The 18,517-nt window shown below is 54.7% G+C and carries 19 protein-coding genes; 8 read left to right on the top strand and 11 right to left on the bottom strand.

Annotation, left to right across the window (positions count from 1 at the left end; translation table 11 throughout):
• Positions 1 to 88 precede the first annotated feature (88 nt).
• The 5 genes from AC01ZF_RS15275 to AC01ZF_RS15255 all read right to left on the bottom strand — a co-directional run bounded on the left by AC01ZF_RS15275 (position 89) and on the right by AC01ZF_RS15255 (position 4,176).
• The gene (locus AC01ZF_RS15275) at positions 89 to 472 is read right to left on the bottom strand and encodes a zf-HC2 domain-containing protein (protein WP_424677480.1); all 384 of its coding nucleotides are present in this window, start codon (positions 470 to 472) and stop codon (positions 89 to 91) included.
• Between the two features lie 368 nt (positions 473 to 840).
• Positions 841 to 1,599: an RNA polymerase sigma factor gene (locus tag AC01ZF_RS15270; protein WP_428112638.1), complete on the bottom strand. Its 759-nt coding sequence runs from the start codon at positions 1,597 to 1,599 to the stop codon at positions 841 to 843.
• A 288-nt stretch (positions 1,600 to 1,887) separates the two neighbouring features.
• Positions 1,888 to 2,928, bottom strand: coding sequence for a UDP-glucose--hexose-1-phosphate uridylyltransferase (locus AC01ZF_RS15265; protein WP_424677575.1), 1,041 nt, complete (start codon positions 2,926 to 2,928; stop codon positions 1,888 to 1,890).
• Positions 2,929 to 2,943: 15 nt separating this feature from the next.
• The gene (locus AC01ZF_RS15260) at positions 2,944 to 3,783 is read right to left on the bottom strand and encodes a carbohydrate ABC transporter permease (RefSeq protein ID WP_424677574.1); all 840 of its coding nucleotides are present in this window, start codon (positions 3,781 to 3,783) and stop codon (positions 2,944 to 2,946) included.
• Positions 3,784 to 3,795: 12 nt separating this feature from the next.
• Positions 3,796 to 4,176, bottom strand: a complete 381-nt coding sequence (locus AC01ZF_RS15255) for a carbohydrate ABC transporter permease (RefSeq protein WP_428112639.1) — start codon at positions 4,174 to 4,176, stop codon at positions 3,796 to 3,798.
• Between the two features lie 434 nt (positions 4,177 to 4,610).
• Here AC01ZF_RS15255 and AC01ZF_RS15250 point away from each other — a divergent pair, with 434 nt between their 5' ends.
• Both AC01ZF_RS15250 and AC01ZF_RS15245 read left to right on the top strand, forming a co-directional pair.
• Positions 4,611 to 5,081: a MarR family winged helix-turn-helix transcriptional regulator gene (locus AC01ZF_RS15250; RefSeq protein ID WP_424675436.1), complete on the top strand. Its 471-nt coding sequence runs from the start codon at positions 4,611 to 4,613 to the stop codon at positions 5,079 to 5,081.
• Positions 5,078 to 6,316, top strand: coding sequence for an MFS transporter (locus tag AC01ZF_RS15245; protein ID WP_428112641.1), 1,239 nt, complete (start codon positions 5,078 to 5,080; stop codon positions 6,314 to 6,316). The genes AC01ZF_RS15250 and AC01ZF_RS15245 overlap by 4 nt, the downstream gene beginning before the upstream one ends.
• A gap of 3 nt (positions 6,317 to 6,319) precedes the next feature.
• Here AC01ZF_RS15245 and AC01ZF_RS15240 read toward each other — a convergent pair whose 3' ends face one another.
• Together AC01ZF_RS15240 and AC01ZF_RS15235 are read right to left on the bottom strand one after the other, a co-directional pair.
• Positions 6,320 to 7,915, bottom strand: coding sequence for a hypothetical protein (locus tag AC01ZF_RS15240; protein WP_476575475.1), 1,596 nt, complete (start codon positions 7,913 to 7,915; stop codon positions 6,320 to 6,322).
• Between the two features lie 136 nt (positions 7,916 to 8,051).
• Positions 8,052 to 9,323, bottom strand: coding sequence for an alkaline phosphatase family protein (locus tag AC01ZF_RS15235; RefSeq protein ID WP_424675439.1), 1,272 nt, complete (start codon positions 9,321 to 9,323; stop codon positions 8,052 to 8,054).
• A 180-nt stretch (positions 9,324 to 9,503) separates the two neighbouring features.
• Between AC01ZF_RS15235 and AC01ZF_RS15230 the strand changes: the two genes are divergently transcribed.
• The 3 genes from AC01ZF_RS15230 to AC01ZF_RS15220 are packed head-to-tail and all read left to right on the top strand — an operon-like array spanning position 9,504 to position 11,040.
• Positions 9,504 to 10,217, top strand: coding sequence for a diacylglycerol/polyprenol kinase family protein (locus AC01ZF_RS15230; protein ID WP_424675440.1), 714 nt, complete (start codon positions 9,504 to 9,506; stop codon positions 10,215 to 10,217).
• Positions 10,218 to 10,265: 48 nt separating this feature from the next.
• Entirely contained in the window at positions 10,266 to 10,652 is a 387-nt protein-coding gene (locus AC01ZF_RS15225) for an STAS domain-containing protein (RefSeq protein WP_041470350.1), read from the top strand.
• A complete protein-coding gene (locus AC01ZF_RS15220) occupies positions 10,639 to 11,040 on the top strand; it encodes an anti-sigma regulatory factor (RefSeq protein ID WP_424675441.1) in 402 nt (133 codons plus the stop codon). The genes AC01ZF_RS15225 and AC01ZF_RS15220 overlap by 14 nt, the downstream gene beginning before the upstream one ends.
• A gap of 66 nt (positions 11,041 to 11,106) precedes the next feature.
• On the opposite strand, the gene AC01ZF_RS15215 is transcribed toward AC01ZF_RS15220, so the two are convergent.
• Positions 11,107 to 12,294, bottom strand: coding sequence for an iron-containing alcohol dehydrogenase (locus tag AC01ZF_RS15215; RefSeq protein ID WP_424675442.1), 1,188 nt, complete (start codon positions 12,292 to 12,294; stop codon positions 11,107 to 11,109).
• Positions 12,295 to 12,497: 203 nt separating this feature from the next.
• Here AC01ZF_RS15215 and AC01ZF_RS15210 point away from each other — a divergent pair, with 203 nt between their 5' ends.
• On the top strand, positions 12,498 to 13,751 hold the full coding sequence (locus AC01ZF_RS15210; RefSeq protein ID WP_424675443.1) for an acyl-CoA dehydrogenase family protein: 1,254 nt from the start codon (positions 12,498 to 12,500) through the stop codon (positions 13,749 to 13,751).
• 160 nt (positions 13,752 to 13,911) lie between these two features.
• On the opposite strand, the gene AC01ZF_RS15205 is transcribed toward AC01ZF_RS15210, so the two are convergent.
• Positions 13,912 to 14,235, bottom strand: coding sequence for an ArsR/SmtB family transcription factor (locus tag AC01ZF_RS15205; protein ID WP_424675444.1), 324 nt, complete (start codon positions 14,233 to 14,235; stop codon positions 13,912 to 13,914).
• A 337-nt stretch (positions 14,236 to 14,572) separates the two neighbouring features.
• On the opposite strand from AC01ZF_RS15205, the gene AC01ZF_RS15200 reads away from it, so the two are divergent.
• Together AC01ZF_RS15200 and AC01ZF_RS15195 are read left to right on the top strand one after the other, a co-directional pair.
• Positions 14,573 to 16,357, top strand: a complete 1,785-nt coding sequence (locus AC01ZF_RS15200; RefSeq protein ID WP_424675445.1) for a SulP family inorganic anion transporter — start codon at positions 14,573 to 14,575, stop codon at positions 16,355 to 16,357.
• Between the two features lie 98 nt (positions 16,358 to 16,455).
• Positions 16,456 to 17,403 (top strand): 1-phosphofructokinase family hexose kinase, encoded by a 948-nt coding sequence (locus tag AC01ZF_RS15195; RefSeq protein ID WP_428112646.1) that lies wholly within the window; start codon positions 16,456 to 16,458, stop codon positions 17,401 to 17,403.
• Here AC01ZF_RS15195 and AC01ZF_RS15190 read toward each other — a convergent pair.
• Together AC01ZF_RS15190 and AC01ZF_RS15185 are read right to left on the bottom strand one after the other, a co-directional pair.
• Positions 17,394 to 17,723 (bottom strand): hypothetical protein, encoded by a 330-nt coding sequence (locus AC01ZF_RS15190; RefSeq protein ID WP_424675447.1) that lies wholly within the window; start codon positions 17,721 to 17,723, stop codon positions 17,394 to 17,396. The two genes, AC01ZF_RS15195 and AC01ZF_RS15190, sit on opposite strands and share 10 nt — an antisense overlap.
• Positions 17,701 to 18,516: a class I SAM-dependent methyltransferase gene (locus AC01ZF_RS15185; protein ID WP_424675448.1), complete on the bottom strand. Its 816-nt coding sequence runs from the start codon at positions 18,514 to 18,516 to the stop codon at positions 17,701 to 17,703. The genes AC01ZF_RS15190 and AC01ZF_RS15185 overlap by 23 nt, the downstream gene beginning before the upstream one ends.
• Position 18,517: the final 1 nt, after the last annotated feature.

The raw sequence follows: 18,517 nt of genomic DNA, 5'->3' as shown, positions 1-18,517 counted from the left end.
GATGAATACAAAATGAGGTAGATGCACATACCATCACTAGGAGGCAACGTGATGATGTACGCCGAGGGTACCGGTCACGAGATCGATCTTACCGCCGATACCGCATCACTCGTCCATGAAGCAGACTCGCCAACAAAAGTCGGTCAATCAATGGATCGCGTTGCATCAACAGATCAACCTCTGACCGACAATACGGACACGAAGCAACATGGTGCGCAATCCGTGCTTGCTGCGCCGGTGGGAGTAATCCTTGACAGTAATCAACTAACAGATCGGTGCTTGGGCAAAGAACGCGATACAAACGATAGCGCAACGCATGTTGCAGATTCCGCAGGGTCGCGACGCGCTGACGACAAAGAGGGCATTCGTTGAGATGGGCGAGGATCGTTTCATCGGCTTCACCATCAACAGCAGCTATCAGCTCCAGACCGGAAAGATGGGTTGCGCCGTCACTCAATTGTTCTTCCTCCATACCGGCGCACCTCCGTGAGCAACCAGTTCAGCAGGTGAACCTGCAAGCGTTTCCTGTTGAAAGAAACGCAAACGGGAACGTTTTTCACGTTCCCGCTCACACAAGATTTTAGGTATTGACTCTGTAGGTGCTCTGTATGGTTCAAAACCGCTGCTCGATCCGTGTCGCTCCGTCGCACTCGCGCCCCATGCCCTTGCGTCACCGTCTCAATCGCGCTTCATCGGTAGAGCCGCACAGCCGTGCAACTCTACCGATGACCCTAAACCTTCTGCGCCTTTGCGCCCTCTGCGCCTTTGCGCTTGAACCCTCTGCGCCTTTGCGTTTGAACCCTCTGCGCCTTTGCGTTTGAACCCTCTGCGCCTTTGCGTTCACACCTGCGCAAACAATGCCCGCAGATGGCTATTGCGGCTCAGCCGGCTCAATACGTTGCGTTTGACGTTGTACACGTCGTAGACGCTCTCGAAGAGGGAAGCGTAGCGTTCGAAGATAGCGCGCGGCGTCAGGCCGAGCACAAACGAACCGTAGACCACCACTCGCTCGCTCTCGTTGTGCAATTGACTATCAATAAAGCGCCAAAACTCTTGTCGATCAACCCGCCGCATCGCCTCTTCATCGGGCATCGTGCGTGGTGTACGGTGGATGTCGATCCGGTCTTCCGTCACCATTTCTGCCCATGATTGAGCACGTACTGCATCGATCACCACACTCGACGCGCACAGTTGCAGATATTGCAACAGTGAGGCCAGATTCGGGAACGACGCAAACCGTTCGGGAGTCACGGCACGCCAAAACTTAGCAAATGCTCCCACCACAAAATATTCGCTGCTCTCACCACTACTGGCAAATGCGCCACTGCGGCGGATCCAGCCCTCGACCAGGGCACTGTACTGCTGAAACAGATAGCTCCACGCCGTTTCATCACGCTCGACGAGGGCACGCCGGAAGAGTTCAAAGCTGTACCGTGAGTCGTGCGGCTGACCACGATAGAAACGCTCACTCTCGATCACACATCGGTGTGCCAGCTCATCTACTTCCATTGCAGCGATGTTGTCTGCTACATCCTCAATTCCAACTGATATAGGTAACGGTGTCGGTGGATCGAAAGTGGTCATTGTAGGCGCAATCATTGACTTCCTCGCTGCATTGTCGTGCGCTATCCTCCGCTGCCCAACGTTGATTCGCTGCGACTGACGGAGTTGCGCGGCTTGCGATAAACCTTCTGCGCTGCATTGTAGGAAGTTGTGCGCCTGACGAGAAGTAGTGTAGATGAGCAGGAGATGACAAATACGGTAAAAAAAAGGTTGAATTGGGAAATCGTGGACGAAAGAAGAGCGTTATCACCCACGAACAACAATGGAGGGTGAGAAGCAGACCTACTGCGCGCTTCTACCTCTATCTACCCCACTGACATCCGGTCATACCTCGCGCAAACGTGCGGCTGCTTGTTCGGGGGTTAAATCACGTTGTGGTTGACCGAGCATCTCGTAGCCGACCATAAACTTTCTCACCGTTGCCGAGCGCAGCAACGGCGGGTAAAAATGGGCATGAACGTGCCAACCGTCGTGCGGTAAGCCATCGGTAGGACGTTGATGAAAGCCCATACTATAGGGAAACGTAACATTAAAGAGCCGATCGTAGCGAGCCGTCAATTCACGCAAGATGGCGGCCAAACCTGCCCGTCCTTCATCGGCAAGATCACCAATCGCACCAACATGTGCGCGTGGCAATACCAACGTCTCAAACGGCCAAACTGCCCAAAATGGCGTCAGCGCAACCCATGTCTCATTGGCGCAGACGATCCGCTCACCCAACGACAACTCGAGCGCCAGATAATCGCAGAGGAGGCAGCGATCGTGTTCTTGCCAGTAGGCAGTTTGGGTTGCCAACTCTTTTCGCATCTCGTTGGGTAACTGCTCGTTCGCCCAAATCTGGCCGTGCGGATGCGGGTTTGACGCCCCCATCATCGCACCACGATTTTCAAAGATCAGTACCGACTGGACCCAATCAATCGCCGCCAACTCGTTATACTGCTCGACCCATACCTCAACCACCTGCTGCACTTCGTTTTGGGTCATCTGGGCCAATGTCAGATCGTGACGTGGTGAAAAGCAGACCACCCGGCAGATACCACGCTCAGCTTCAGCGTGCAGCAAGATCGGTCCGCTTGCATCACCTCCGGCCCGGACACACACCCGTTCAAAGGGAACATCGGGAAGCAGCGCGGCAAAATCGTTCTCAAACACAAACGTTGTGGTATAAGCCGGATTCCGGATTCCGTTAGCACGGGTATTGCCCGGACACAGATAGCAGGTTGGATCGTAGGTCGGTAACTCCATCGGTGGCAATTGCTCAACCTGACCCAGCCATGGCCGCTGCGTGCGATGTGGCGACACCAATACCCACTCGCCGGTAAGCAGGTTGAGACGCCGGTGTGGCCGGCTAAAGAGATCGGGCATAGACGATTCTCCCGTTCAGCGTCCGGCCAACCCGGACGTAGCAATGCCTTCGATAAAGTAGCGTTGGGCAAAGAGAAAGGCGATCAAGGTCGGTAATACGGCCAATGTCGAGCCGGCCATAATCAGATCAACGCGCGCCGCGTAGAGGGCTTGCAGATCCACCAGCCCTTGCGTTACCACCTTCCGCGTCGGGCTACTGATAATAATGAGCGGCCAGAGAAAACTGTTCCACGCATACAGAAAGGCAAACGTCGCCAGTGTCGCGATTGCCGGGCGAGCCAGCGGTAGAAAGATACGGAAGAGGATCCCCCAATGGGAAGCGCCATCGATCAGGGCGGCATCTTCAAGGTCTTTCGGGATACTCATAAAAAACTGGCGCAACAAGAAGGTACCGTAGGCGGTGAATAGCCATGGAATAATCAACGCCTCCAGCCGATCAACCCAGCCGAACACGAGCATCAGCCGATACATCGGCACAATCAAGACGGCAAACGGTACCATCAATGTAGCTAAGTACGCGCCAAATAGCCAATCGCGACCGGGGAACTCGAGGCGTGCGAAGGCATAACCGGCCAGAACAGAGGTAATCACCCAACCCAACACCACAAAGACGGTCACGATCACCGTATTGATCAACTGCGTGCCAAGCGGGACGATATTTAGTACTTCTAAATAATTCGTCCAACGGATCTCACTCGGCCACAGGGTCGGCGGCACCTGCACCACTTCGGTCGAGGGCTTCAGCGAGGAAAGCAGCATATAGATAAACGGAAAGACCATGACAAAGCCGGTCACACTCAACACGGCATACGCCAACACGCGCTCCCATGGTCGCCGTAAGATTACATTCGCCATCGCACTGCCTCGCTACTCGTAATGCACCCAGCGCCGTGACACCCGGAACTGAATGAGCGTCAACACCATAATAATCACAAACAGGAGCCACGCCAACGCTGAAGCGTAGCCCATCCGTCCACCGATAAATGCCTCGCGCCAGAGCAACGGAACAATCGTCAACATTGAATCGGCCGGTCCAACCGTATTCGAGCGGGTAAGACCGAGCGCAATTGGCACGTCAAAGATTTGCAAACAGTTGATCAGCGTTGTGACCAGCACAAAGAACGTCGTCGGCGAGAGCATCGGCACGGTAATGAAGAGAAACTGCTGCCAACGGCTGGCCCCATCAAGACTGGCCGCCTCGTAAAGTTGTGGCGGTACGCCCTGCAAACCGGCGAGAAAGATAACCATCGGTGAACACAGCGCTGCAGAGTACAAATACAATGCGTGGTGCGGGTCATTATATAGTTGTTATCGAAACCATGCAAGTATCGTAACTGTACGCTGCATAGCAACACGGCGCTCTTGGCAACCTCACGTTGCAGCATACCTCCCTAAAACGCGGTACAATGTATCCATCTACGTGCTATTATGGAGATCCTAAACACCGGAAAGGAGTGAGTTGTATGCAACCTGAGTGGAGTGGCGATCCCGAGGTCAAGCCGGTCTTATTCGCAGTAACGCTGACCGGAGCGGTCGCATTTCTCCTCATGGTGTGGCTGTTCGCATTTTACTGGTAAGGATCCGTGCGCCCGCCCTCATCACACTGAGGACGGGCGCAACCGTGTACTACTTGCTAAATCCACAATTACTGCTAAAATAGTTGATAAATCTAGGAATAAACTATGCCCGAAATCAGTACCTGCGACTCTCCACAAATCGAAGCGTACCGTCTCTTCCTGAAGCTCCACCGTCGCTTTCAGGAGCTTAACCGTGAAGAGTTTCGTCCGTATGACCTGTCAACACCGCAATACGCGATTTTGTTCTACGCAACCGAAGAGGGGGTACCGCTGAGTTATATCTGCAACGAAATGTTAGCCGACAACTCAAATCTCACCCGCTTGGTCGACCGTCTCGAGCGGCGCGGTTTGGTGCGGCGGGCAACTGATCCACGTGACCGACGGGTGACGCTCGTGCAACTGACGTCAGCCGGTAAGGCATTGATCGATGAATTACGCCCGCGTCATCGTCGACTTGTTGAACAACGGCTAAGTTATCTCTCTCCTGAAGAATTAGCGGCCTTCCACCAGGCCATGCAGCATTTGTACGATGCGCTGCAAACGCATCAAGATCAGGATAACCAACCAATACAATGAGAAGTAGCCCTGCCCTCAGCTCACCTCATCATCGTGCAGCCATATTCCGGGCCTTACGCCATCGAAATTATCGTCTCTTCTTTATCGGGCAACTGATCTCACTAACCGGGACGTGGATGCAGAGCGTTGCACAGGGCTGGCTAGTCCTCCGACTTTCCGACTCACCTTTCTTACTCGGTGCAACGGCAGCGGCCAATTCGCTGCCGGTATTGTTGTTCTCCCTGTTCGCCGGCACTGTAGCCGACCGCTTTCCAAAACGCCGCATTTTACTCGTCACTCAATCGACGGCGATGGTATTGGCGGCGATATTGGCCTTCCTAACGTTCAGTGGTGTTGTACAAATTTGGCATGTGATGATCTTGGCACTCCTGTTAGGGATCGTCAATGCATTTGATGCACCGGCTCGACAGGCCTTCACCGTTGAGATGGTGGGACGCGAAGATCTGCTCAATGCCATCGCACTCAATTCGTCAATCTTCAATGGGGCACGCACCGTCGGGCCGGCGTTGGCCGGTATGGTGGTAGCTTGGATTGGTGAAGGACCTACATTCCTGTTTAATACGCTGAGCTTTGGAGCCGTTCTCACCAGTCTTCTCTTGATGCGTCTTGATACGCAATTGCACCGCGGACCGCATCGGGGTGGAATGTTACGCGCCGGATTGGCGTATATTGCCGGTGAACCGCATGTTCGCGCCCTATTATTACGGGCCGGCGCCGTTAGTTTCTTCTGTTTCGTTCATATTCCGCTTTTGCCAATATTTGCCCGTGACATTCTTCAGATCGGAGCTACAGGTCTTGGATGGCTATCGGCAGCCAGCGGTTGTGGTTCGCTGGTCGCAGCACTCATCCTCGCCCAACTCCGCGATGATGCACCGCGCGGTAAGTTGCTATCAATCGCAGCTACCATTTATGCGCCTCTCCTTATGATGTTTACCCAAGTTCGTAGCCTACCGCTCGCATTGCTCTTCATCAGTCTCTGCGGCTGGGCCGGGGTCACCACAATGGCGCTCACCAACACACTGATTCAACTTACTGTACCCGATGAACTGCGCGGGCGGGTTATGAGCGTCTTTACCCTGCTTTTGATGGGGCTTAGCCCCTTGGGTGGTATGCTGGCCGGCAGTATCGCTGAACTGGTTGGGAGTGTACCTACCGTAGTAGCTGGCAGTGCTGTTATCGGTTGGCTCCTTGTGCTGCTCGTCGAATGGCAAACACCGCAATTACGCCGGTTATGAATGCTATTGCACCGGTGCACACGACGGTGATGATGTTAACCACGGTGCAAAGGTAATATTGCTTCCTACTGCATCACCGCTTCCCAGCGGATTACTATCCGGTTCATATGGTCCAGAAGCATGTCCCCACCAGTTATTGCGCATATCGAGCGCAATCTCACTGGCTGCGCCGCGTCCGATCCCAAACGTCAGATATGTCGGACGAATCACCGGTGTGTGCTCTTCGATTCGGTTCTGTTCGATCCGCAATGGCATGAGAAACGTACCGTCGGGTTTAACTTGCAACGTTTCGGTACGCACACTCAGCCCAAGATTATCGCCGACCAGCGCATTACAGACGACACTACCCTGTAGTATGCCATTCGTCGTTAATTGCAGATTTGCACTACCACCTCGGAAAAGATTACCCTCGACTGTCAAGTTCAGCGTCTCGCGGGCATTCTGATTAGCCAGTCGCACCATTGGTGCACCGGTGCTGAGACGGTTACCGGCAATCCGATTACCGATCAGTTTCACACTATTCCCGCGGCTGTACGAGACCTCGAGGGCGGCACCGAACGGTATATCGTTACCGGCAATCTCGCTGTGACTCAACTCGAACTGAGAGTCGACGACAAGCACGCCACCGCCGTTGTCGGTTATCCGGCTAAAGCGAACAACCAAACCACCCTCTTCACCGACCAAAACAACCCCGCCGAGACCACCACCGCGAATGTCGGTATGTTCAAGCGCGATAAAACCACCGGTCCGACCAAAAATACCACTCCAGCGCGTACCGGTCGCGGCCACAAACCGTACCGGCTGGTCGGGTTGACCGAGGGCAATCATCCGTCCACCATCAACATAGATTGCCACACCCGGCGCAAGCCGCACCTCGACTCCCGGCTCGATGATCAGTTCGCTGCCGGCAGGAATTTGAACATCACGGTTCAGCACGATCGGCCCCTGCCCGGCAGCCCAGCGTGTACTGCCTCGCAATACCAGCGCCGGGATTGGCGTCGGAGCCGGTGTGGCAGTCGGAACTGGAGTTGCCGTCGGCGGCGGTGGCACGGTCGGGCTGTCATCGATCACGAGATCGGAACTGGTTGGAGTTGGCGGTGGTGGTACCGTTGGGGGGCGAATCGTCGGTGGCGGAGCTGAAGGAGTAAACGTAGCCGTCGGCGGAATCGTTGACAAGACCGGCGGCGTACCTTCCGGCACCGGATACGCTGGCACCGTCGTGGCCGTTACCACACTTTCAGCCTGCACCGTCGCAGCGAGGGCGGTAATTTCTACCACCACACTCGTCTGCGTTTGGGCAAGATTAGACACCAAGGTAGTCGGCTGACCTACCGGATAGGCAGTACTCGGCGTGACTGCGCCACCGGCAGGTACGGTCGTTGCTATGCCGGGATATACCCCAACCTGTGTCGGCGGGCGCGTACCTATCACTGAAGGCGCCGGTGAGGGAGTACTTACATCGTTAATGCCAGGCGAAAAGACAAACGTAAGCGCAACTCCCAACCCCAACAACGCCAATGCTCCCAGCAAAAGCAAGGTGTCGCGATTCAAGCGTGGCGTCGGCGGCAAAGGATTCGGTGACGGTTCAGTCTCTGACACAGAAAAGCCTCCGCTACAATGCAGGCATCCCTCGCTATCTTAACATATCGCTGCAAGACGACCAACCCCTTAAGCGAGCCACTAACACCCAAAGCAGGCATCCCTCGCTATCTTAACATATCGCTGCAAGAGACGCCTATAGGGGCAGAATCGCCAACTCGGTCAACATTTCAGCCGGCGTCAAACCACCATGCAATCCGCGAAGTGTAAACGGACGAGCACGTGGATGCTCCCAACTCAAAGCCTTCCCGGGAGCAGGCAAGACGGTCAGTTCACCTAAACGGGCAAGCAACCGTTCACCCGGTTGCGGACCAAAATAGCCCGACGTCACCAATTCGGTAGTCGTCACTACCGTCGCCTGTTCACCAAGACGCAGTTGCAATTGGACTTGCACCTCAGCCACCGTTTCCGGTTGCAAGTGGAGCACCATCACCCGCGGCGAACCGGATGGTGGCAGCGGTTGGCGATCACCGCCACGGCGCAAGTAGCGGGTCAGGTCTGGCCACAACCGATTAAGCACAATGGCGTGTTGTGGATCGACCGACACCTGACCGTGATCGGCAGTCAACAACAAAAGGGCAGGTTTTGGCACCGACTGCAATACCGGCATCAGATGCCGTTCGAGCTGATCGAGTGTTGCGGTAATTTCAGCGGTGACCGCTGCTGAATCTGGTCCGTGCAAATGCATCACCGCATCAATCGTATCAAGGTAAAGATGGTAGAATGCCGGCTCTTGTTGGCGAGCGAACAACGCATGCAATCGGGTCGCAGCATCGGCAATCGTGTGAAAGGGCGTCACTAACGCGCCTTGGCACAACGTGCGCGTATAGACAGAGTGCGTAAGCGCCATCGGCAACAATACGGTACTCGTCACACCGGCGTCTTGCAAACGCCGATACCAGCGTTCGGTCGGATAAATCTGCTGCGGATCGACCCCGTAAGTCGCCAGTATATCGGATGTATGTTCAAACACCGGTGAGAAGAGTAACGAGCCGATAACCGCTTGCAAATCGGGTTCAAAGATATACCACTCATAAATCCCACTCCGATCGGCGGCCAGGCCGGTATGGAGTAACGTCACGTGAACAGCCGTGGTCGAGGGAAAAGCGCTGGTCAATTGGAGGATCAGACCATCGGTACTAAACCGGCGTAGAAACGGAGCCTGGTCAACAAACCGACTAAAAAACTGCCACCCAAACGAGTCGAGCATCAGTAAGATGACGGTCTGCGGTTGCGACGGCAAGCCGGTAAGGGCCGTTGGTGGCAAACCTGCCGAAGCTGCCCCGGTAAACCAACCCTCAATCGTGGCCGGAATACGCGCAAAACCAAAGGTGTCATAGAGCGGAACCACGTGATCAGGCCTCCGCACGGCCGCTGTTACCGCAGAGGTTGATTCGGTAATCAACATAATCCACTCCTCAGGTATAGCGACAAGCTAACCACACTGTACCATAATCTACAGTGCTACCACCAAGCAATTGTCAGACAATACTCACCATGTTCTTGACAAGTCATCAATTGACGATTTGCCTACCTGAGGATAGAATAGAGGCAAGTCTCGCCATCAAGAATACGGCGCCATTACATTATGAGCACACGCGATCTCGTAGGACTTATTGCTTCGTTCGGTTACGCATTTAGTTTGCTCATTATTGCCGAAGTTATTCGCCGTTGGCGCGGGTACCCTCAAGACTTTACGCGCAAATTTGTCCATATCGGCGCCGGTATGTGGGTCTTTGGTGTACTGGCGCTCTTTGAGAACTGGACAATCGGGATTATTCCTTTTGCCACATTCATTGTGCTCAACTACATTTTTTACCGTTTTCGGCTACTCGAGTCGGTTGATTCGCCTGACAGTAGCCCCGGAACGGTATATTTTGCCCTATCTATCACCCTTCTGTTTCTGGCGTTCTGGCGTACTAATTCGGCCGATGATCGCGGCTCCATCGCGGCTGCCGGCACGATGGCGATGACATGGGGCGATGCACTGGCAGCGATTGTCGGTAGACGCTGGGGGCGTCACCATTACCAAATCGGGCGTGGACGGCGTTCAGTTGAAGGCTCGGTGGCGATGTTCATCGCCAGCCTCATTGCAATGCTGCTGACTCTCCTATACGTACCGGGTTCAGCACTTAGTCCCCTCAGCACACCGATCAGCTTCACTGCGGCGCTATTGTCGAGTATTGTTGCAGCAATCGTCGCAACGCTTGCTGAAGGGGTCTCACCGCACGGAACAGATAACATTAGCGTACCATTACTAGCGGCTGCCGTGATTGCCGGAATGCTGGCAGTTGTGCAATAATATGTGGAGCGAATACCCACGCTCGCTGGAATGGTAGAGGAGCGCGTCTTGGACAATCTTCGCATTCCTATCTTGAAAATCGGAGACATCCTGATCGCCTCAATTCAGGTGGCGCTCCACGATGCCTCCGCAGTTCAATTCAAAGACGATCTCTTGCAAAAGATTCACGATACCCGCGCCCGTGGTGTTATTATCGATCTGACCGCGCTCGACGTGGTCGATAGTTTCATTGGTCGCCTGATTGCCGACATTGCTGCGATGGCCGGGTTAATGGGAGCACGAGTGGTACTGACGGGCCTCCAACCGGCGGTTGCTATTACACTCGTCGAATTAGGGCTTGAACTACCGCGTGTGCTCACAGCGCTCAACCTCGAAAAGGGGTTGGCTATGATGCAGCGGATGACCGCCGAGGAGAGCGACGATGGCGCAGAGTAAGACTGCTGTCATTCGGAGTGACCTTGATATTGTCATCGCGCGCACCATGGCTCGCGATATGGCCAAGGCGCTCGGTTTCGGACCAATCGATCAAGCGCGCATCGCGACGGCAGTGAGCGAGTTGGCCCGCAATATTTTTCTCTACGCTGGGACGGGCAATGTGACCGTGCGCAATATTGAGAAGGGATCACGTAAGGGCATCGAGATTATTTGCGAAGATCAAGGACCGGGTATCCCCAATATCGATCTGGTGATGCAAGACGGCTACAGCACCTCGCGTGGGATGGGGATGGGTCTACCCGGCGCTAAACGCCTGATGGATGAGTTCGACATTAAGTCGCAAGAAGGCGTAGGTACAACGATTATTTGCCGGAAGTGGCGCACGTAGAAACCTTACTGCACACGCAGTGTTGGAAGAGGGGCACAACGATACGGTGCCCCATAATGATGCTGCTTACCCAACCATTCGCTCACCTTCGTCATACGCCTTAGCGTACAACTCAATAATCTCTTGCTTGGTCGGCTTGCGTGGGTTATTCGCTGGGCTGCCACTGTCAATGGCTGCATCGGCCATCGATGGGGCAAGTTCCATCAACCGTTCACGTTCAACCCCCAACTGACGAAGCGAGGGAATGTTGATGTCCCGTACCAAACGCCGAATCGCGACCACGGCACGATCGGCGGCTTCCATCAGTGATAACCCCTCAATCGGTTCTCCCATCGCGCGGGCAATATCGGCATACCGCTTCGGATCACCAACCAGACTAAACTCGGTCACGACGGCCAACAACGCTGCATTCGAGACACCATGCGCGATGTGGAAGTGCGCACCGATCGGGCGCGACATCCCATGAACCAGTGCTACCGATGAGTTGCTAAACGCAATCCCGGCTTGGGTTGCGCCCAGCATCATCTTTTCGCGCGCTTCGATATTATTACCGTTGGCCCACGCCTGGCGGATATTGCTCGAAATTAGCTCAATCGCCGACAAACACAACACATCGGTCATCGGTTGCCGCTTTACCGAGACGTAGGCCTCAATCGCATGCACCAACGCATCAACTCCGGTCGCAGCGGTCACGCTCGGCGGTGATGAGATGGTCAGCATCGGATCGACAATCGCAATTGTCGGCATCAAGTAAGGGCTACCGATCAACATCTTGACATCAGTCTTTTGATCGGTAATCACCGTATAGATCGTCGCTTCACTACCGGTACCTGCTGTGGTTGGAATTGCCACCAACGGTACGCCAGGGCTGGCAATCTTACCAATCCCCTTGTACTGCTCAATTGAACCACCATTGGTGACCAATACCGCTACTGCTTTGGCCGTATCAATCGGGCTACCACCACCGACGGCAACGACAAAATCACAACCGCCCTCGTGGTAGCTGGCAAGCGCCTCTTGCACATACTCAACCACCGGTTCAGTATTGACACCGGCATACACGACACCGGCAATGCCGTGATTCGCCAGATTCTGCTCAACCTGCCCGACAATACCGAGCTTCTGCATAATCTGATCGGTCACGATGAGTGCCTTCCGCCAGCCCCGCTTCGCACACTGCGCGCCGACCTGCTCAACCGCACCGGAACCGATCACCATCTGGGCCGGCATAATAAACTCACGTGGTGGCATCATACGCCCCTCCTTTCTGCTATGGAAGCTGTTCACATCGTTGCGCGGTGAGGAATAATTGGCTTGAAGTGTAATACAATTTGCACGCTGCGTCAAAGAAAGACCAAACGAGCGACATACCACAATTCAGCACAGTCAAGGTATAATCAAGACGCTCGTGCTGCGGCAAGCATAACCTGCTCTGCCCGATACAAAGGAGTATCGCAATGGATCTGACCGCCAACTATGACATGTTTCTCGGCCCCGAACACGACCTCCTGCGCCAAACGGTGCGTAACTTCGCCGAACGTGAAGTTGCTCCGTACATCCGCGAATGGGATCGGAGTGGCGCAAAAGCTGAAGGGCCAGAAGATCGCCCGCACTTGCGCCCGATCCTCAAACGGATGGGCGAACTAGGCTTCCTCGGCATCTGTATTCCACAGCGGTACGGTGGTGCCGGGATGGATTATCTGGCGCTCGCAGTAGTCTGCGAAGAGCTGGAACGGGTTGACAGCTTTCTGCGGGTTGTCATGAGCGTGCATACCGGCCTCAATTCGCTCTCGCTCCTGCAATGGGGCACGGAAGAGCAGAAACAGCGCTTCCTGGTACCGCAGGCACGTGGCGAGAAGCTGGCCGCCTACTGCTTGACCGAGCCTAACAGCGGCACCGATGCCGCCGCCATGCAGGCTACTGCGCGCCGCGATGGTGATGTCTATATCCTCAACGGCGAGAAGATTTGGATTAGTCTCGCCGATCTGGCCGACAACTTTCTCGTCTTTGCCAAAACCGACCCCGCTGCCGGACCACGCGGTATTACGGCGTTCATTGTTGAACGCACTATGCCCGGTGTAAGCAGCTACCCAATTCACGGTAAATTGGGAGTACGGGCCGGCAACACCGGTGGTGTTGTGTTCCAAGATGTCCGTGTACCACTCTCACATCGGCTAGGCGAAGAGGGTGAAGGTTTCAAGATTGCGATGGCCGCGCTCGACAATGGCCGTTACACCGTCGCTGCCGGTGCTACCGGCCTGATCCAAGCCAGTCTTGAAGCGAGCATCCGTTATGCCCGCGAACGACAAACCTTCGGTGTGCCTATCGGCGAACACCAACTGGTCAAGCGAATGATCAGTCATATGGTGCGAAAACTCGACACCTCGCGCTTGCTCGTCTACCGAGCCGGTTGGATGAAGAATAAAGGCATTCGCAACACCCGCGAAACCACCCTCGCGAAATGGCACGCGACGGTAAGCAGTTTTGAAGCCGCTGATGATGCGCTCCAGATTCACGGTGCGTATGGTTATGCCGACGAGTATCCGGTTGAGCGTTATTTACGCAACGCCCGTGGTGCGATCATCTATGAGGGGACACGCGAGTTACAAGAGCTGCTACAGGCCGATTTTGTGATGGGCTACCGCAAATATCCAACCCTGCGGTGTGAATTACCGGCCTACGACCCGGAGCTTTGGGAGGGCGAAGCGTAGCCTACAGGGAGCTGGGTAGAACACGCAGGGATATCAGCCTTCCGTGCGAATACTGGAAGGAGAAACGGAGCGGGGTGGTAGAAGCGCAGTAGCATCCATCCCGTTCCTATCTTTTACCGCAAGTTCTTTCACTCGGTGTGGATCGCTCTATCGAACGGCATCACTGCTCTTCATTCAAGATCGCTAACATCTCCTGTGTATCGATCAGATGGTTATTAAAAATTTGCCGAGCCACATCGAGCAATTGGAAGATCATCGGATCACGAACACGGTAGTAGACCGTCGTACCCTCCTTACGAGAATCGACGATATTCTTGTTGCGCAGCACAGCCAACTGCTGCGAGACACTCGATTGCTCAATCGCCAGTGCCTGCTGCAACTCCTGCACACTCCGCTCACCGGCGCGCAACTGATCGAGAATAGCGAGCCGGGTAGGATGCCCAAGGGCTTTAAAGAACTCGGCTTTGAACCGATGGAGAGGCATAGGAATCTCCTTTGAATATTCTAATATTTTGATACTTTTAACACGAATCGACCGAACTGTCAACCTACGTGTATGAACTCACCAAGCATACATTGGTTGTTTTGGTGTTACCGAGCATAGGTTCCATAACCACGTGCTTGGCAGGTTTCGACAACTTTGACGCATCTCCCGGTGAGCATCCGGCGCTCAACTGTTACGTTTGCCGAACGGTCAAAGCGCACGTTACCTATCTCAACATCCACCATACGGCGGATTGACATCAGACTACGAGTGTGTTACAATTCTTTAAGTTATTAAAATATGAAATTATTATCATATTATGATTAAGGAAATCCCTATGAACAACTTGCTCGGTCGCTTACCCATCCTCTCCACTTGGCAACACGAATTTGCCGGTTATTCACTCAAGCACCTGCGCTCAGACATACTGGCCGGTTTGACAACCGGCGCCGTTGCGTTGCCTCTCGCACTTGCCTTCGGTGTCGCATCCGGCGCCGATGCTCCCGCCGGTTTAATCACCGCCATTCTAGCCGGATTGATCATCGGTGGTCTTGGTGGCGCCGCTTATCAGATTAGTGGTCCGACCGGTGCAATGTCGGCCATTCTGATCGCGATCTCGGCGCGCTATGGTATCGAAGGTGTGTGGGTTGCAACGCTCCTGGCCGGCCTGATAATGATCGGTCTTGGGCTAGCCCGACTCGGTCGCTATATCGCATTTATCCCCTCACCGGTCATTGCCGGTTTTACCAGTGGGATTGCCCTTATTATCGCCATCGGTCAGCTTGATAACGTGCTCGGTATTCAAACTCCGAAAGCTGAAAACGCACTTGAGAAGTTACTCCACTACTTCACCCATCCCCTGTTTCCCGACTGGCATACGCTGGTCATTGCCGGTATCGTGATCGCGATCATGATCCTCCTGCCACGTTTTCACAAAGGTATCCCTGCCTCGCTGGTTGGGATTATTGTAGCAACGGCGATCAGTGTCGGTCTAGGGTGGAATGTACCGATCATCGGTGATATTCCACAAACGATTTTGCTCGACCATCGCCTGACATGGCAAACCATTCCATGGGATCATCTTAGTGACCTATTAACACCGGCCGTCTCGATTGCTGCACTCGGCGCAATCGAGAGTCTGCTATGCGGTGCGGTTGGCTCAACGATGAGCGGTAAACCGTTTGAGAGCAATCAAGAATTGGTGGCTCAAGGGATCGGAAACCTACTCATACCGTTCTTTGGTGGAGTGCCGGCTACCGCTGCGATTGCCCGTACCAGCGTAGCAATCAAGAGCGGAGCGGTAACCCGACTAACCAGTATTGTCCATGCCTTACTGCTGCTCCTCAGCGCACTGGCCCTGGGGCCGATTCTGCGCTACGTTCCCCTTGCTGCGCTTGGCGGTGTCCTTCTGATGACTGCATGGCGCATGAATGAGTGGGAGAGCATTCACTTCTTCGTCAATGCACGTCTCCGCCACGCGCTCATCGGCTTCTTCATCACGATGCTGGCGACTGCTGCGCTTGATCTCACGCAAGCGATCTTGATCGGAATTGCGATCTCGGCAGTAATCTATCTCCGCCAATCAGCCACCAGTACGGTAGTGACCAGTTCGCCTATCAATCCACAGCAACTGCAAGGGCAAGGTTCGCCGATTACTGCAACGTGCCCCAGCATTCACGTCTACTACTTGACCGGTCCTCTCTTTTTTGGTAGTGTCACCACGGTGCTAGAAGCGTTTGAAACCGCCGGCGATTATCACACGATTATCATCAGTATGCGCGGCGTACCCCTGATCGATGCAATGGGTATTCAGGCCCTCCATCAGATCGTCGAAGAACATCATGCACGCGGTGGTGAAGTCATTTTCACCGCGTTGCAACCAAACGCACTGGAGATGTTCAAACGCACCGGTCTCTTCGAGCTTGTCGGAGCACGGAATATCTACTGGAGTTCGGCCCACGCGATTGTCGAACTGCACGAAAAACGGCTGGTTGCCGGTTGCCCACGCTGCCATGCACACGGTGATAGTTGTCACGTCTTGCAGATGGCTCGTGAACGACTCGGTAACCAACCGACACCGCCCTCCCTGCCTACAGCTTCTCCATCAACGCATACGAGCTAACCCAACCGATTGAGCGGTGAGTGGACAAGGCGGCCTGAGTGGCCGCCTTTTGGTATACTAAGATTGGACAAATACCACTTAGCGGCAACGGATGCATGATGGCAGCTTCACCAACGTTCTGTATTATCACGCCTAATCCGGCCCTCGATCACATCTTACTCGCCCCATCGTTACGACTCGGTACCATTCAGCGGGTACCCCAAACTCATCTGGCAGCCGGCGGCAAGGGGTTGAACGTCGCTCGAGTAGCGCGAGCGTTAGGGATGAACGTCACCGTATGTGCGCCGCTCGGCGGATTTACCGGACAACACGTAGCCAGACTCGCCGCGCGTGAAGGTATTAACCTCACCGCTGTCCCGATTGACGGCGAGACACGCATCTGCACGCTCATCGTCGATCCGACGACCGACACAATCACGGTGCTCAACGAACAAGGGCCATTCCTGACCGATCGCCATTGGCAGGCATTTATCGATCGCGTTTTGGATGTTCAGGCAACGTGGAATCTCATTTGTGGTAGTTTACCACCGGGAATTGCGCCTACCGTCCTCACCGATCTCATTCGTGAACTGTGCCGGCAGAACCGCTATGTACTGGTTGACACCAGTGGGCCGGCGCTAGCCGCAGCGATAGCAGGCAAGCCCGACGTGGTCAAAATCAACGGTGATGAGTCCGGCGAACTCCTCGGTATGTCGGTGACAAGCATTGTGACCGCACAACAGGCGGCAAGCGAACTCGTTCGACGCGGGATCGACACCGCCGTTATTACCCTCGGTGCTCAAGGAGCGGTCGGTATCGGACGACGACATCGGCCGGCCGGCGTGATCGCCATTCCACCACCTATAACTGCCCGCAGTCCGATCGGCTGTGGCGATTCGTTTTTTGCCGGCCTTGCCATAGCACTCGCCGACGACAGATCACTGGCGGAAGCGTTACAAATCGCTACTGCCTGTGGTGTGGCTGATGCCCAAACGATCGAGCCGGGCCGGATCGACCCACACATCATCAATACGCTCGCTCAACAGATAGCCATCAGCTATTGGTGAACTTCAGCTTCTGTCAGGTGCGGCGGTGTCGCACCGATCAAGCGAGCAAGTAAGCGCATCTGGTCAGCGGTCAGATACGCACTACGCTGTCCATTTGCGGTATAAAAGGTCAGATCACCTCCTGCACCGAGGATCAACCGATAATGCCCCACCTCACGGATACGCTTCTGCACCACGCTAAGCAATTCGCGCAAAACCACCACCTCATCGGCGTTGAGTACTACTGCATCGTACCCACGGATCAGGTGGTGCAAAATCAGCGCCGGCGTCGCATCAGGATGGTACGACACTTCAAACTCACCGATGAGCGTGATCGGCATCCTCTGCCTCCATCCTCACCGTCCGGTCGCGAGTTGCGATCACCACCTGCCAGACACTCTCTTCGGTAAAGGGTACTGGTGGCAACGCTGCATCACCGAATACGCTCAGCGGACGTAAACCGGCAGCACGCAGCATTGCCGTTAATTCCGGGAAACCGTAGAGCCGAATCTGGTCACCGGGATGAGTGACATCAATTCCGCGACTGGCATCGATATAACGATAATCAATTTCGAGAGTTGCTCGTCGAGGGTCAAAACGCGCTTCACGCAACACAAATCCGCTACCGATTGGATACCAACCACTGCGAAAATCTCGCAAGTAGCGCTCAATTTGGTATGGATTGAGACATTGGATCAGAACTTTACCCCCGGGAACCAACGCTCGCGCGATACCGTGTAACACTGCCTGATTCGTCGCATCATCGAAAAAACCGAGACTGCTGTTCATCAGCAGCACAACATCGAACCGTTCGTGATAGGGCAGATCACGCATATCGCCGATAACAAACTCCACGCTTAGCCCTTGTTCGGCAGCAGCAGCGCGCGCATGGTCCAATACCGACGCTGCGGCATCTAACCCCACCACCGTCCAACCACGGGCTGCCAAGGCCAAGCTGTGGCGTCCACCGCCACATGCCAGATCGAGGATCGTCTCCACACCGCGTAACCCAAGGGCATCGATGAGAAAATCGACCTCACGGCGTGTCAACTCATCGGCATACTGGCGGTAGTGGGCGAACTCATAGACTTGGAGTAATTCTTCCCACCAATCACGTGACGCCTGCTCGGCCATA

This window comes from Chloroflexus sp., assembly GCF_056331925.1.
This window is presented reverse-complemented; position numbering and strand designations above follow the sequence as displayed.